Origin of the sequence: Mesorhizobium onobrychidis (assembly GCF_024707545.1) — a bacterium.
GTDB lineage: Bacteria > Pseudomonadota > Alphaproteobacteria > Rhizobiales > Rhizobiaceae > Mesorhizobium > Mesorhizobium onobrychidis.
Genome location: NZ_CP062229.1, coordinates 569,657 through 584,258 on the forward strand (window position 1 = coordinate 569,657; position 14,602 = coordinate 584,258).

A 14,602-nucleotide genomic window follows, 5' to 3' on the forward strand; every position below is an offset into this window, starting at 1 on the left:
CGCCGATCAGTTGGCGCCGAGAAACGACAAGGTTGGGGAAGGAACCGAATGGCTGACCAGCTGGCAACGGACATCATCGCGAAGATCAAGGCGCATGCCGAGCCCGGTGGCGAAGAAATCACCACCAGCACCGAACTGACCTCACTTGGCATTCATTCGCTGGAACTGACGGAGATCATCTTCGACCTCGAGGAACAGTATGGCATCGAGATCGAGATGAACACGGTCGATGCCTGGAGCAACCTGAAGAACGTTGGCGACATGGTCGAGGCGGTTCGCGCGCTGATCGCGAAAAAAGCCTGACTGAATGCACAAGCGCGTCGTCATTACCGGCATCGGCGGCATTTGCGGGCTCGGCACCAATGTGCCCGCGATCTGGGGCGAGATGCGCGCCGGCCGCTCGGCCATCGGCCCGATCGTCAATTCGGAGCTGCATGACCTGAAAATCAGGGTCGGCTGCGAAATCAGGACGCTTCCCGATCACGGTATCGACCGCAAGCAGGTCGTGTCGATGGACCGCTTCAGCCTTTTGGCGACGATCGCCGCGCGGGAGGCCGCGCAACAAGCCGGGCTGAACCCGCACGCAGCCAACACTTACCGGATGGGCGCCATCGTCGGCGTCGGCGTCTGCGGCTGGGAGGCGATCGAAGAGAGCTATCGCGCCATCCTGCTCGAAGGCAAGAACCGCACCGGCATCTTCACCGTGCCGAAAGTGATGCCGGGCGCGGCGGCCGGCCATGTCAGCATGAATCTCGGCCTGCGCGGGCCGGTCTTCGGCATCACCTCGGCCTGCTCCTCGTCCAACCACGCCATTGCCTCGGCGGTCGACCAGATCAGGCTCGGCCGCGCCGATGTCATGCTCGCCGGCGGCACCGATGCGCCGCTGGTCTGGGGCATCCTGAAAGGCTGGGAGGCGCTGCGGGTGCTGGCGCCCGACACCTGCCGGCCGTTTTCGGCCGATCGCCAGGGCCTGGTGCTCGGTGAAGGCGCCGGCATGGTTGTGCTGGAAACCTACGAGCATGCCATGGCGCGCGGCGCCACGATTCTCGCCGAAATTGCCGGCGCCGGCCTTTCCGGCGATGCCTCCGACATCGTCGCGCCGACCATCGAAGGGCCGGAGGCGGCGATGCGCTTCTGCCTCGTCGATGCCAGGCTCAACCCGGAAGACATCGATTATATCAATGCGCATGGCACCGGCACCAAGGCCAACGACCAGATCGAGACGGCGGCGATCAAGCGCGTCTTCGGCGATCATGCCCACAGGCTTTCGATCTCCTCGACCAAATCGATGCATGCCCACTGCCTCGGCGCGTCGGGCGCGCTGGAGCTGATCGCCTGCGTGATGGCGATCCGCGAAGGCATCGTGCCGCCGACAGCCAATTTTCGCGAAACCGACGCCGATTGCGATCTCGACATCACGCCGAATATGGCGCGCGAGCGCAAGGTGCGCGCGGCGATCAGCAACGGCTTCGCCTTCGGTGGCACCAATGCGGTGCTGGCGTTCAAGGCGGTCTGACCGCAACCGGATCATCCGATAGGGCGAAGCTCTTGCCACTCGCCGCGACCGCGCGCTGCCGCGCGAAAAATCCCCGCCCAGGAGTTTCGATGACCGACCTGTCCGCCTTTCCGATCGCCACGCGCTGGCCGGCCAGCCATCCCGACCGCATCCAGCTCTATTCGTTCCCGACGCCGAACGGGGTGAAGGTGTCGATCGCGCTGGAGGAACTCGGCCTGCCATACGAGGCGCATGCGGTGAACATCGGCAAGAACGAAAGCTGGACGCCGGAATTCCTGTCGCTGAACCCCAACGGCAAGATCCCGGCGATGATCGATCCGGACGGCCCGGGCGGCAAGCCGATCGGGCTGTTCGAATCCGGCGCCATCCTGCTCTACCTCTCCGACAAGACCGGCAAGCTGGTCCCGGCCGACCCGGTGCGGCGTTACGAAACGATCCAGTGGGTGTTCTTCCAGATGGCCTCGATCGGGCCGATCTTCGGCCAGGTCGGCTTCTTCCACAAATTCGCCGGGCGCGAGATCGCCGACAAGCGGCCGCTGGCGCGCTATCGCGACGAATCGCGGCGGCTGATCGGTGTGCTCGAGGCGAGGCTGAAGGGCCGCAGCTGGATCATGGACGACGATTACACCATCGCCGATATCTCGATGCTGGGCTGGGTGCGCAATTTGATCGGTTTTTACGAGGCAAGGGAGCTTGTCGGCTTCGACGACTTTCGCAATGTCGCGGCATGGCTGGAACGCGGCCTTGCCCGGCCGGCGGTGCAAAAGGGTCTTAGTATCCCCGCCCGGGGCTAGGTCAACAGGCCGCAGGCGCCGAGAAGAGGCTGTGCCTACTTTGTCTTGGCTTTGGATTTTGAGCCGCCCTTGCCCATGACGGAAGCGGCAAGAGATGCAGCGCTCCTGGCGGTGGCGACAACCGCACCCGCTGCGACATTGGCCGTCGTTTTGACCGTGCGCATTGCACTGTCTGCCATGGAGCTGCCACCGCTTGCCGATTTCCTCGGCTTGGCGGGTTTTGCCGTGGCCTTAGCTGCGGTCGGTGTCACTTTCTTCGGTGCTGCCTTGCCAAAGGTGGGCTTTGCCGCATCCTTGGAGCGGGCGGCGACCGCCGGGCCAGCGCCTGTCTTGGATTCAGTTGCCTTTGATCGAGTTGCCCTGCCCTTGCGGGGCGCAGGCTTTCTTGCGTTGGTTGCCATCGGAGTTGCCATTGGACAGTTTCCTCATGTCAGCATCATTGCCGTATCTGACATAACGGCCGGAAAGTCCTAAGGTTCCGGCGCGGGCTGTCCCGCAAATCAGGCGTGATCGCCGATCACCAGATCGGCGGGGCGGCGGCGGGCAAGCACGCGGTCGATGTTGGGCATGTCGTTGTAGGCGATCCAGGCGCGGGCGTCCTCGTCGGAGCGGCCATGCTCATGCCATCGCTCCAACAGCCGGCGCTCGAGCTCGGCGCGCGGCACATCGACGAAGATCGAGAAATCGAACAGCGGCGCCAGCCGCGACCAGGGTTCCTCGTCAAGCAAGAGATAATTGCCTTCGACCAGGATGAACTTGGTGTCGGCGGCGATGATCGAAGCGGCCGCGCGAGAGAACTCCATGCTGCGGTCGAACACCGGAATGGCGATATCGGGCTCGGCCGCGCGGATGCGCTTCAGCAAGGTTTCGAAACCGGCAAAGTCAAAGGTCTCCGGAGCGCCCTTTCGCGCGCGCAGGCCGCGCTGCTCGAGCACGGCATCGTCGTAATGGAAGCCATCCATGGGGACGATTTCGGCCGCACCTTCCGGCAGCAGTTCATGCAGGCGGGCTGACAGCGTCGACTTGCCGGCGCCCGGAGGACCGGCGATGGCAACGACAAAGCGCGGCGCCTTGCCGGCGCGCTTGAAGATGGTGGCGGCGAGATGAGCGGTCTCGGACATCGGAGCCTTTCTGGCTGGGTGTTTTGGATCGCATCTTGGCGATAGTTCGCGGGAAATTCAAACGCGGGATTGAAGATCGACCAATTGTCGAGGTCGCCGCCGCCCCTCATTGCCCTGCCGGGCATTTCTCCCCGTATAGTGACGGGGAGAAAGAGCTGGCCGCGACGTTGGCGCCCTTCCTGCAACGCTGGTGATTGGCGAAACCGTCGATGAGAGCGCCCCTCTCCCCGTCACTATACGGGGAGAGGATGCCGGCAGGCAGGTGAGGGGCGGCGCAAACGCTCGCTATGAGCAATTGCCCTGCGCACAGCCCAATTAGGCAGGCAGGGATTGTCCTATCCTCAGGAAATCGCCGTCGAAAGGTACTTCCCGCATTGTACCGTCGGCAGCCGCAATGCGCATATGCCCCTGCGCGGTGGCGATGTCGCGCGGCGGCTCGCCGCCGGCTTCTTGAGGCAGGGCGCCGATGACGTGGCGGAACGAGACATTGCGGCCTTCGCCAAGGGCAAAGGCGGTCGCCACCCCTTCCCGCTTCAGCCAGTTGTCACCCAGCGAGGCGGCATGGCCGAGCGCCGTGCGACCGTCCTCGATGCCGAGCACGCCGCGATGGCGGCCGCTCCACGGCGCGTAGTCGCGCCCGCCATTGCTGATCCACAGCATGGTGACCGGCAGTTCGGCCGGGTTCTTCAACACCAGCACCAAATCGGCTTCCGCTTTCCGCGCCAGCGCGGTCCAGCCCGGCCCGCCATGGTCGGCCTCGACCAGCGTGACGAAATCCTCTCGGCTCTGGTCGATGCGATAGTCGGTCAGGTCGAGCGTGCCGCCATCGGCGGCGGGAAAACGCGTCAGGTCGGTGGAACGCGCGGGATAGGCGAAGCGGAAACGGCCGCGGGCCGGATCGGGCTCGAGCGGGTCGTCCGGCGTTGCCGCAAATCGCTTCGGCGAGAAGGCCAGCCTGCCGCCGTCCTTCATCGCCGTCATCGGATGATGGGCGACGGAAATCGCGCCCGAACCGCCGGAAAAGACATGTTCCTGATAGAGAAAGGGATGGTCGTCGCGCAGGGTGAGGATCTTGTCGACCGTCGCGCCCATGACCTTGTGCTGCAGCCTGAAAACGGCCCGCCAGCCCTCGGCAGTCGCCTCGGAGGCGACGACATCCCAGGGGCTGTTGGCCGGCCAGCCATGCAGGGGTGCTTCCTCGACATCGCTGCGTGAAAACGGCGCGCAGAGAAAATCGCCGGACAGGCGAACGGTGCCGGCGGGCAGGTCCTGCGGCAGCGTCTCGCGCGGCTCGTCGATCCAAGGCGCGCGATGCAGCGGTTTTAGCCGCCGCCCGTCGATATCGACCGCCATGTCGGCGAGATGGCCGACGGCAAGATCGACCGTTACCGAAATGCCTTTTGCCGTGATCGTGAGCGTATCCATGGCGCACCTGCTGATTCTGCCGGCGCCAGCAAACCCGCTCGGTGCCGGTTGCGCAAGCTGGGTGATGGGCATTTCACGTCAGAGACAGCGGAGCACCCTGTGGGAGCGATCATTGCCGGCTGGCGGCGCTGCCCCTCATTGCCCTGCCCGTCCTCCGCAGCAGCTGCGCTGCAGCTGCGGAGGGTGGACCGGGCATTTCTCCCCGTAAACGGGAGAAAGAGGCTGGCCGCAATGCCGGCACCCCTCTTGCGAAGGCTGGTGATTGGCGAAACCGTCGATGACAGCGCCCCTCTCCCCGTTCTACGGGGAGAGGGTGCCGGCAGGCAGGTGAGGGGCGGCGCCAACGCCAGGAGCGTGGTGAATGACCGGTGTTAACGAAATAGACGGCGCCATTGGGTTACGCTAGTTTCCCATTCGTTTCAGCAACGGCTTACCTTCAAAACAGTGTCCCACCCGCGCCTCTTTCCGCTCCTCCAAAGATTTGTCGCAGCGCTGGCGCTGCTGGTGCTCGTCGCCGGCTGCGCGACGACGCCGACGGAGACCATGCTGGCGGTGCCGGCGCCGGCGCAGAAATATGCGGCTGTCGTCATCGATGCCAGCAGCGGCAAGACGCTGTTCGAGGCCAATTCGACGGCGCCGCGCTATCCGGCGTCGCTGACCAAGATGATGACGCTCTACCTTCTGTTCGAGGCGCTGGAGCAGGGCCGCATCAGCAAGACGACGCTGATCCCGGTCTCGGACAACGCCGCCAGGCAGCCGCCGACCAAGCTGCGCTTCAGGCGCGGCGAGGCGATCGATGTCGAATCGGCGATCCGGGCGATCACCGTCAAATCGGCCAATGACGTGGCGGTCGCCGTCGCCGAGTATCTCGGCGGCAGCGAACAGGCGTTCGCCGCGATGATGACCGCCAAAGCGCGCCAGATCGGCATGCGCAGCACCGTCTTCCGCAACGCGTCGGGCCTGCCGGACGCCGGCCAGTTGACGACGGCGCGCGACATGGCGGTGCTCGGCGTGGCGCTGCGCGCCCGCTTCCCGCAGCATTTCCACTATTTCTCCGAAAGCGACTTCATGTTCCGGGGCAGGCTGGTGCGCGGCCACAACGACATGCTCGGCCGCGTCCGCGGCGTCAACGGCATCAAGACAGGCTATATCAGGGCCTCAGGCTTCAACATCGTCACCTCCTACGATGCCGACGGCCGCCGGCTCATCCTCGTGGTGATGGGCGCCGACAGCGCGCGCCAGCGCAACGACCATGTCGAGGCGCTGATCCAGCGCAACCTGTCGCCGGCATCGAACACGACGACACGGTTGCTGTATGCCGAGCAGTGAGGGCTGACGAAATGCCAGGGCATTTCAAATGACGGACGTCCTGACCCTTGCGAGGCCGCGCAGCGACCGGATGCGGCGCGAACCTCATATGCGACAGCCTAGCGGGACAACTTTACGACGTCTGCCACTTGCCCGTTGAAGCCTGCGCCTGCTTCCGCTAAGAAGCCGTGGCTGGCCGGTTCACCGGCTGGTTCGTTTTCCGGATCGTCGATCCCGAAAGCACCCGTAGCTCAGCTGGATAGAGCGCTGCCCTCCGAAGGCAGAGGTCACAGGTTCGAATCCTGTCGGGTGCGCCATAGATTTGCCTCAGCCTCGCTCGATGGCCGAAGCTTTCTTCCAGCCTACTGGAACCATAGTACAGACGATGGTCGACAGCATTTCCTCAGAAGTTCGCTCGCGAATAATGGGCCTGATTCGAGGCAGGAACACGCGTCCCGAGATTTATGTTCGGCGGATCCTCCACGCTGCCGGCTATCGATTCCGCGTTCATCGTAAAGATTTGCCGGGCCGACCAGATATAGTGCTGCCGAAATACTGGACTGCAGTGTTCATAAACGGCTGCTTCTGGCACGGTCACGATTGCAGGCGAGGTAAGCGCCCGTCTTCGAACACGGAATTCTGGGCAGAGAAGATCGACAGAACCATGGGCCGCGACCGACGCAACTCGGAAGCCCTGACGGCGGCAGGCTGGCGCGTAGTGACCATCTGGGAATGCCGCCTCGAAGCCGACACCGATGCCCTGCTGGCAGACTTGGCAGACGTCAGCGGACGCGCGACGGTTCTATCGAGTTGACAAGGTACCCGGCAAAATAGCGAGCCAGCTTGGGAGGGACGGCATTTCCGATCATGCGAGCAACAGGCTCGATCTGCTCCGTCGGATAGAAAACGTATTCATCTGGAAAAGATTGCAGGATGGCTGCCTCTCGAAGGGAAATCCCGCGAACTTGCTTAGTGTCGAAATGCCCAAATCGCCCATTTGAAATGCTATGGCATTTCGTCGTGATCGTCGGCGACGGCCGATCTGGATGCATTCGGGTGTAGACATCGCTGAAGCAGCGGTCGTTGAGACGCTCGTTGACTTTGCGGTGGCAGTCGAGCGTTAGGTCGCCGTATTGGGTGTTTGCCATATAGGCGTTCGACTCTCCGGGCTTGGCGGAAGACAGACGCATGAGGTTCAGCTCGCTCAGCGAACGTGCCTTGTGGTTGGGGATTTCCGGATGGACTTCGCCCGCGGCCACAGGGGGCAAGTGTCCGATCGCACGGGACACCGAAACCAGAGTTTCGTTCGGATCGGAATCCGGCACCAACAGCTCGGTTTCCATGAGATCGGCGAAACGCTCTTCGCGGACAAGGTCGCGTCGAACTGCGATTAGAATCGACCGTTTGCGGAATTGAGGGATGCCGAAGTTCGAGGTGCACACCACCTTCGAGCCGGTCACGTAGCCCAGCTGATTGAGGCGCGCTCTGAAATCTTCCCAGATGCCTCCGTACTTGGCATCCTTGATACCTGCAACATTCTCGGACAACACCATTTCAGGCTTGTAGCGGTCGACATATTCGGCAGCTTCCGTCAGCAGGCTACGATCCTTCTCCCTTCCCAATCGGCGCTTTTCGCTCAGTTTCTTCCGGGAAAGGCGGGTGAACGGCTGGCAGGGCGCACAAATGGCAAAAAGTACCGGAGTGGCTGGAGCTTTCGACCGATAGTAGCCCAGCAGCGAATCAAGCTCCGCACACAGTTCTGCCTGTTGCCCGCCTGGGTAGTCCTCGGTTGCGGGGAAAACGTCGTAGTGGAGGAACCGTGAGTTTGAATGGTCGACCGATTCGTTGAAATTGTTCTCTGCGTAGGTAAGGCGGCAGCGATTATCTTTGTCGATCCCGGCAATCACGTAACCGCCGGCATCGATCAGACCCCGCGTCGTTCCGCCGGCACCGCAAAAAAAATCGACTGCGAGAAAATTCGGCATCTTTGCCGCCTTTTGCTCGTCTCTCTTGCCGACCGAAACACCCATCACAGTACCTTCCTGATGCGCTTGATATCGGCAGACGTGAACACACGCCAACCATTTCTGTCGCGCTTCACATCTTCGATCCTCTTTTCCCGGAACCAGCGCAGGAGGGTGCTTTTCGAGATTCCCAACTCCTTAGCGGCCCCGTCCGTGGAGTAGGTCTTCTCGCGCGACACACGTATCTCCGTGAATATATTTAATCATACTCATGATCGGAATGCAGTCAATGGTTGCAAAAGAAATTTCGTTGGAGTCACAATCGTTTAACGGGTGAGCGGTCGTCCAAAAGACGTCGCACGCGCTGGCCCATCTTACCTAGCACTGCAACATATCGCTTTGCATGGTCGTACATTTGTCATATGTACGATCGTTACTTGCCTGGAGGCGAATATGGTACGCGAAGAAGATAGAGCAAAATTTGTAAGATTGGCATCCACCCGAGTCTCCAAGGCGCTCAAGGATATCCAGCTTATCGGAAATCTCGCGAATCGATCGAACTATGACTACACGGATGAGGATATTACGAAAATTTTTAGGGCTCTGAACGACGAGATCAGCGTTTGTCGGAAACGGTTTGAACTCTCCGGAAAGAGAGATGGGGCGACCAAGTTTACGTTGGAATAGGGGAACAAATTCATGGATTCTAAAAAAGTTTGTCTGTCACTGCTGGCTGCCGAGTCCGAACTCGAGGTCGAAAAGATTCTTGCTTCAGTCCCGGAGATGCAGGATTCAAACAATTGGAAGCCTCTCGACGGTCGGGAGACCAACTTCAACGTTACTTCTAACCAGGCATCGGACGGCGGCAAGGCATTGACCGAACTGATGACCAACATGGTCGATGCCGTGCTCCTGAAACACGCCTACCTCAAGGGAATCGATCCGAAGGGCAAAAAGGCCCCCACCACCATGTACCAAGCGGTCGACCACCTCGTTCATAAGATGCACGGCGGAAAGCTGGTGAATCTCGGGCCCAACGATCCATGGCTCAAGAAGTTCGCCCAGAGCAATCTCGCGATCGGTATCACAGGTGCGAAGTCGAAGGCGGAAGGCTTGCCCTGTTATTCATTCGCCGACAACGGTGAAGGCCAGCACCCGGACGATTTTGAGACCACTTTCCTGTCGCTGAGCGCCGGCAACAAGAAATCTATCAACTTCGTCCAGGGCAAGTTCAACATGGGCTCGTCCGGCGTGCTTCGCTATTGCGGCCGTCGCTGGTTCAAGCTCATCGTGTCCCGTCGTTACGACAAGTCGGGTCCGTGGGGATGGACCATCATGCGTCGCCGCCCGACCGACGGCGATCGCATGCCTGTGGCGGAGTATTTCGTCATGCCGGGCGGCAAGATCGCAAGGTTCGATGCCGAGGAGCTGTTTCCCTACCACACGATCGAGAAGAAGCGTTACGACCGCATGCATTTGAATGCGGGCACGATCGTGAAGCTCTACGACTACCAGGTCGGGTCCCGGTTTCTCAGCTTCCGCGGTTCGCGCGATGCACTTAACGAGAACTTGGTCGAGACCATCCTGCCATTCCGCATCCTTGATCTCAGGCAGAAGCCGGATCCGAAGCGCGGTCCGGACCGCGCATTGGGGGTCGACCCACGCCCTTTTTACGGGATGGAATTCCTGCTCCTTAATTCCCACAAGGAAGAAGGACTGGAAGGCGAAGACGAAGCCTCGGGCGAAGACAGGGTTTTTGTCGGCAAGTTTTCGCACCCGAATCTCGGCGAAGTGAGCATCAGCGCGATCCCGTTGAAGCGCGACATCCCAGGGTGGCTCAAGCCGAACAACTCCAACAATCGTGTCTTCCATGCCGTCAACGGGCAGGTCCAATTCAAGCAGACACGCGGCTATCTTTCCACCACATGCGGATTTCCTGCCTTAAAGGACCGCATCGTTGTTATCGTTGATGCCAGCAATCTGACATTCGCGGCACATAACGAGGTGTGGAAGGGCGACCGGGAGCACCTTAGCAACACGCTCGATGGCGAGCGCTACGTCGAAGAGGTCACCAAGACAATAAAAGAGTCACAGGCACTGAAGGATCTACAAGACAAGATCGCCGCCGAGGAGCTGGAGCGCGCCGCGAAGACAGAGGGCAATTCGCTGTTCCAGAAGCTTGTCGACAGAGATCCCAGTCTCGCCGGCTTGCTGTCGAGCCGCGATCCTTCGATCAAGCTGCCTGCCTCCGGAGGGTCCAAGGCTGGCGGAAAAGAGAGCGGAACAGCCGAGGAGTTCGAAGGATCCTACAGCCCGACCTTTATTCGGTTGGAGGAACGCGTTGCGAAGAACGCTGTCGAAATTCCGCTGGGCCGCAGCCGACCGCTGGGAGCCAGAACGGACGCGGAGAACGATTATCTGCAGAGACCAGACAATCCCGGCCGAGTGATCCTTCACGAAGAGATTCGGAAGAAGTTCGGCGTACGCGAGCATCTGAAGGACGGTCGACTGACCCTCTACCTTTCTCCGGACAAGGAAGATGTTGATGTCGACGACACATTCACATTTCGGATCGCATTACAGGACGAAGCAATGCCGCAGGCCGTTGTATCGGAAGAGGTGACCGTGCGGGTCGCTGCCGCGGTCGATGAAGACGATGAGAAAAAAGTAAAGCCGAAGCCGAAGCCGAAGCCCGATGTCAGTGCCGGGGATAAGAAAGCAGGCGATGGGGAAGATGCCCCGACCCACGGATTGCCGGCCGTCATTCTCTTGACCAAGGACGGGCGAGAAGTGTCCGGCTATCAGACCGAAGAATGGCCGGATGACTTCTCCGAGACCGACGGTGGCCTGATTCAGGATCTCGGGCAGGAGAGCGTTTACAAGATCAACTATGACAACGTCTATCATATCAAATACCGAAAAGCGGCGAAGGACGGCGTTGCCCGCGACGTCATTACCGAGAAGTACATCCTCGGAATGCGCATTCTTTTGTTAGGCTGCGAGCACGCGCTTCGCAGCATGCATCCGACCAACAGCTCCGGAAATAGTGGCATAGGGGAGTTCATGGACGACTTTCGTCGTATGGCGGCTAGAGGCGCCGCATCCACTGTGCTGGCCTTAGCTGAAAATCTGCCGAAGATCGTCGACGCATCTTCAATTCAGCAGGCAGAGCAGGTGGAGTGATAAGGCACCGATAGATGACAAACTCAAGCTGAATTGAGGTGCAGGAAGGTGGATCGCCGCAGGGTGCGGCGATCCGGCCTTCGCGACCGCTCTGCCGGAGAGATGGGGAGCAATTTTGGCCGAACGGACCCGCCGAGCTTAAGCACCGGGGTTCCTAGACGATCCCGACCACGCCCGCCTTCGATCTCACCGATGCTCTGGAACCCAATCCGCCTCAAATGACTTGTTCTCAGATAGATCTCGAAGGGAGAAACCATTGTCCGCACCGAAGGCAATGGATGTCGTCCTCGAAAAGCTGCCTTTGAAGGATCGGCGCCTACGTGCCCGACGACTTGCTGGAAGACTGGTTCGCGCCGGGAGCGGGCATGAACCCGGTCAGTAAGAAAGCGCTGGCGGCTGCCAAGACTTACGGATGGCGCTTCGCATGCAAGTTCAAGCACTACCCCAAACCGATGGCGGCCACTATGGCCATGAAAACGTCAGTGACCGGATGAGGAACCCGAGCCACTGGACGGCTCATCGCGGCCGGACGTCTCCGAGCTGCCGACCTTGGCTTCTGGCATATTCTTCAGGGTTCTGATCACCCTGTACCGCGGTTCCATGCGCTCGTGGAGCACTCGAACGACAATGACGCCGATCGTATCGTCCGAAAGGCGACCCTTCATGTAATAGAGGCAATGCGCGGCACCTCCGCGCCTTCTCGCGGCGATCTCCAGGTGCAGCAGTCGAACACCAGGTGCGAGTTCGGCGCTCGATGGAACCTGGTCGATCCGGATCTTCCGAGATTAGCTCGATACCAAATTCGATGATGCGGGCGTACCCGACGACTTGCTGGAAGACTGGTTCGCGCCGGGAACGGGCATGAACCCGGTCAGCAAGGAAGCGCTGGCGGCGGCCAAGACTTACGGATGGCGCTTCGAATGCGAGTTCAAGCACTACCCCGAACGGATGGAGGGCGTGTTCTGGAAATGGGTGCCGGCGATCTGATCCGCACAATTGCCATCGGCCCCTTGGCGCTTCAATGATCGAGATGATTGAGATGGTCGCGAGGCGTGATCGCTCTCCTGATCGCCTCAGCCTATCGGCGTCGTCACCTTCCCGGTTCCGCCGCATTCGGGGCAGGTGCGGCCGTCGATCATGCCTGTCCCGGCGCAGCGGTGACACATATGCTCGCCGGCGCCAGCAATGCCTGCCGCGTCGGCATTGGCTTGATCTTCCGCAAGTTGCGCAGGTTTGCCTTGCAGCTTGCCTCGCAACCGGGCGGCGGTCTCGTCGACTTCGAGCGGCTTGCTGCCCGGCAGGCCTTCGCCGGATTGGCCGATGGTTTCGTTGCGCGGCCGGTCGCTGGTGCCTGTCGTTATCTTTGCTTTCTGAGCCATTGCAGTACTCTTTTGCGGTGGCACAGCTCTCAGTTTCTGCGGTTCGAACGCCTCAGCTCCGCAGAGGTTCCGGTTGGCAATCGCCGCGGCAGCCTTTGCGTCAGCACTGCCTCCAGCGCCGCAAAAAAGTCAACCGCAAAAAATCGTGGGCCTTCCCTTGATCGGCCTGAAGATTCGGCATCGAATTAGCCTTGCCGACACCCAATTCCTCCGAATCCCCAATGCCGAGTCAGCAACGACCGATGTGGGCACTGCTGAAAGCAATCGCCTATATACCGGATTCTGGCAAGGAGGTTGTGTGTGCGGCGCCAGGCTAGCGCCCGTTATCGTGTTAGGCCCGTGCTGGATCGTTGGCTGTTGATAAATGCAATCCAACAAGTCCTGCTCACCAAAACAAGCCTACAGGAAGCGAAGGCAGAAGCGAATTGCTCGTTAGGCAATTGTGGAAACCTCGGAGCGAGATTGAGCGCAACCGGGAAAAAACTGTACGCTCATAAAATGAGCAGCATCACCCTTCTGAGTCGTAACGCGTTGTCGCGATTTGCCGATCTCGTATATGTTAAGAGGGACGATCTATATCGGTTATGGTTGATTTCGCCTTGGATCAGCGTAAGTGCGGAAGGTGCGTACCCGGCGGAACGAATTCGCGATTCTATCGGCCGGCGGAGGGTTTCTGTGTGTATAGTAACCCGCCCTCCGGTATATGTTTGGCATAGCGATGCAGTACGAGTGCTGAGTTCAATCCCAGGGTCTCAGGTGTTTCATTGTCGGGAGCTCCATTCGAAATTGTATATTGCGGAATGCAATGGCTTTCGAGGAGCAGTCTTCGGTTCCCCCAATCTCACTCCGGGGGGAGAATCTCGCAATGAGGAGCTAGCAGTCGAGTTTCGTACGACGGTTTCAACGCGGGAGAACGAGGTAGCGGCACTGATCAATGACTTGGTCCGCTACGCCTCGCAACTCCGCGATCAAGACAATGTAACACTAGCGACAGGTTAGACGAGATGGCGACTCTTAAGGAATGGTTCTGCCTAGGCGGGGATCGCAAGAGCTTCAAGCCTCAGGTCCTCCAGGATCGCCAACAGGTCTTCTGCCATGAACAAGAGATTGATGGCGGTATCCTTAGCACTATCGAGCGCCAATTCGCTGCTGGCGAGCCTATTAAGATGATGCTGTGGGGAGGCTGGGGGGTCGGGAAAACTCATGCGGTCAACCACATGGCGTGGTGGCTGGAGCAGCACCTAAACGAGTACCCAGCCGAGGCGATCATTGTCGAGCTCAGTGACGTAACCAAGAAATCTCGCTTTGACATTCTAACTCGCTCTTTCCTGGACAAACTCACCCTGCCGCGGCTTATTGAACTGGTCCACGACTATTCCAGTAAAGCTGGTGGGACACATATCTCAGACGGTTTGGCGCGCATTGGAGTAGTTTCCCATGTAGCGGATGCCATCGCAAAGCTTCTGCTCGCGAGGCGCGGAGACACACCACCGCCTGACGTTCTGACTGCTTTTGAATACTTGAAGGGTGGAAAGGGTGGCTCGAACATAGGACTCGGCCAGCCGCTGAATACAAGTGAGGAATTCTACAGTGTCCTTTTGGCAGTTGGGCATATCTATCAAATAACGACTGGGAGACTTCTTGTCTACGTATGCGACGAGGCTGCCAAACTTGAGGATGTCGACAAGGACGATGCCTCTCGGCAGCACTGGATGTCTGTAAATCGTCTTATATTCGACGACAAGAATGATGTGTTCGGATTTGTCTATACGATGAGCGGTGTCAGTGAGCGACATCTGGCAAAGGTCCTTCAAGATAATCAGGTCCTGAACAGGCTGGGTCGAGCAAATCTCATCGAATTGCGAACGTGATAGGTTCCTTAGGAATCTTGTCACCACCTTTGTTGATAAAT

The 14,602-nt window shown here is 59.8% G+C and carries 14 protein-coding genes, 1 tRNA gene and 1 pseudogene; 11 read left to right on the forward strand and 5 right to left on the reverse strand.

The window, feature by feature from the left end; translation table 11 throughout:
- The first annotated feature begins 48 nt into the window (after positions 1 to 48).
- The 4 genes from IHQ72_RS02740 to IHQ72_RS36850 all read left to right on the forward strand — a co-directional run bounded on the left by IHQ72_RS02740 (position 49) and on the right by IHQ72_RS36850 (position 2,784).
- On the forward strand, positions 49 to 303 hold the full coding sequence (locus IHQ72_RS02740) for an acyl carrier protein (protein ID WP_095491223.1): 255 nt from the start codon (positions 49 to 51) through the stop codon (positions 301 to 303).
- 4 nt (positions 304 to 307) lie between these two features.
- Positions 308 to 1,516 (forward strand): beta-ketoacyl-[acyl-carrier-protein] synthase family protein, encoded by a 1,209-nt coding sequence (locus IHQ72_RS02745; protein ID WP_258121041.1) that lies wholly within the window; start codon positions 308 to 310, stop codon positions 1,514 to 1,516.
- A gap of 89 nt (positions 1,517 to 1,605) precedes the next feature.
- Positions 1,606 to 2,310 carry a glutathione S-transferase family protein gene (locus IHQ72_RS02750; RefSeq protein WP_258121042.1) on the forward strand — a complete coding sequence of 235 codons (705 nt, stop codon included), beginning with the start codon at positions 1,606 to 1,608 and terminating at the stop codon, positions 2,308 to 2,310.
- 75 nt (positions 2,311 to 2,385) lie between these two features.
- On the forward strand, positions 2,386 to 2,784 hold the full coding sequence (locus tag IHQ72_RS36850; protein WP_309508755.1) for a hypothetical protein: 399 nt from the start codon (positions 2,386 to 2,388) through the stop codon (positions 2,782 to 2,784).
- 26 nt (positions 2,785 to 2,810) lie between these two features.
- Here the strand turns inward: IHQ72_RS36850 and IHQ72_RS02760 are convergent, their stop codons facing one another.
- A complete protein-coding gene (locus IHQ72_RS02760; RefSeq protein ID WP_258121043.1) occupies positions 2,811 to 3,431 on the reverse strand; it encodes a nucleoside triphosphate hydrolase in 621 nt (206 codons plus the stop codon).
- A 315-nt stretch (positions 3,432 to 3,746) separates the two neighbouring features.
- A complete protein-coding gene (locus IHQ72_RS02765; protein ID WP_258121044.1) occupies positions 3,747 to 4,856 on the reverse strand; it encodes a hypothetical protein in 1,110 nt (369 codons plus the stop codon).
- Positions 4,857 to 5,300: 444 nt separating this feature from the next.
- On the opposite strand from IHQ72_RS02765, the gene IHQ72_RS02770 reads away from it, so the two are divergent.
- The 3 genes from IHQ72_RS02770 (at position 5,301) to IHQ72_RS02780 (ending at position 6,978) form a co-directional block, all read left to right on the forward strand.
- Complete coding sequence (locus IHQ72_RS02770; RefSeq protein ID WP_258121045.1) at positions 5,301 to 6,185, forward strand: D-alanyl-D-alanine carboxypeptidase family protein; 885 nt, start codon at positions 5,301 to 5,303, stop codon at positions 6,183 to 6,185.
- Between the two features lie 219 nt (positions 6,186 to 6,404).
- A tRNA-Arg gene (locus tag IHQ72_RS02775) sits at positions 6,405 to 6,481 on the forward strand.
- Between the two features lie 23 nt (positions 6,482 to 6,504).
- Positions 6,505 to 6,978 (forward strand): very short patch repair endonuclease, encoded by a 474-nt coding sequence (locus IHQ72_RS02780; RefSeq protein WP_258121046.1) that lies wholly within the window; start codon positions 6,505 to 6,507, stop codon positions 6,976 to 6,978.
- Here the strand turns inward: IHQ72_RS02780 and IHQ72_RS02785 are convergent.
- Both IHQ72_RS02785 and IHQ72_RS02790 read right to left on the reverse strand, forming a co-directional pair.
- The gene (locus IHQ72_RS02785) at positions 6,947 to 8,194 is read right to left on the reverse strand and encodes a DNA cytosine methyltransferase (protein WP_258121047.1); all 1,248 of its coding nucleotides are present in this window, start codon (positions 8,192 to 8,194) and stop codon (positions 6,947 to 6,949) included. The genes IHQ72_RS02780 and IHQ72_RS02785 overlap by 32 nt on opposite strands.
- A complete protein-coding gene (locus IHQ72_RS02790) occupies positions 8,194 to 8,367 on the reverse strand; it encodes a MerR family transcriptional regulator (RefSeq protein ID WP_258121048.1) in 174 nt (57 codons plus the stop codon). Before IHQ72_RS02790 ends, IHQ72_RS02785 begins: the two co-directional genes overlap by 1 nt.
- A 460-nt stretch (positions 8,368 to 8,827) precedes the next feature.
- Between IHQ72_RS02790 and IHQ72_RS02795 the strand changes: the two genes are divergently transcribed.
- The 3 genes and pseudogenes from IHQ72_RS02795 to IHQ72_RS02805 all read left to right on the forward strand — a co-directional run bounded on the left by IHQ72_RS02795 (position 8,828) and on the right by IHQ72_RS02805 (position 12,298).
- Positions 8,828 to 11,311 (forward strand): hypothetical protein, encoded by a 2,484-nt coding sequence (locus IHQ72_RS02795; RefSeq protein WP_258121049.1) that lies wholly within the window; start codon positions 8,828 to 8,830, stop codon positions 11,309 to 11,311.
- Positions 11,312 to 11,567: 256 nt separating this feature from the next.
- Positions 11,568 to 11,805, forward strand: a pseudogene (locus IHQ72_RS02800) (hypothetical protein).
- Between the two features lie 367 nt (positions 11,806 to 12,172).
- A complete protein-coding gene (locus IHQ72_RS02805) occupies positions 12,173 to 12,298 on the forward strand; it encodes a hypothetical protein (protein WP_258121052.1) in 126 nt (41 codons plus the stop codon).
- A gap of 86 nt (positions 12,299 to 12,384) precedes the next feature.
- Here IHQ72_RS02805 and IHQ72_RS02810 read toward each other — a convergent pair whose 3' ends face one another.
- Positions 12,385 to 12,690 (reverse strand): hypothetical protein, encoded by a 306-nt coding sequence (locus tag IHQ72_RS02810; protein WP_258124087.1) that lies wholly within the window; start codon positions 12,688 to 12,690, stop codon positions 12,385 to 12,387.
- A 1,004-nt stretch (positions 12,691 to 13,694) separates the two neighbouring features.
- Between IHQ72_RS02810 and IHQ72_RS02815 the strand changes: the two genes are divergently transcribed.
- Positions 13,695 to 14,561 (forward strand): P-loop NTPase fold protein, encoded by an 867-nt coding sequence (locus IHQ72_RS02815; protein WP_258121053.1) that lies wholly within the window; start codon positions 13,695 to 13,697, stop codon positions 14,559 to 14,561.
- Positions 14,562 to 14,602 lie beyond the last annotated feature (41 nt).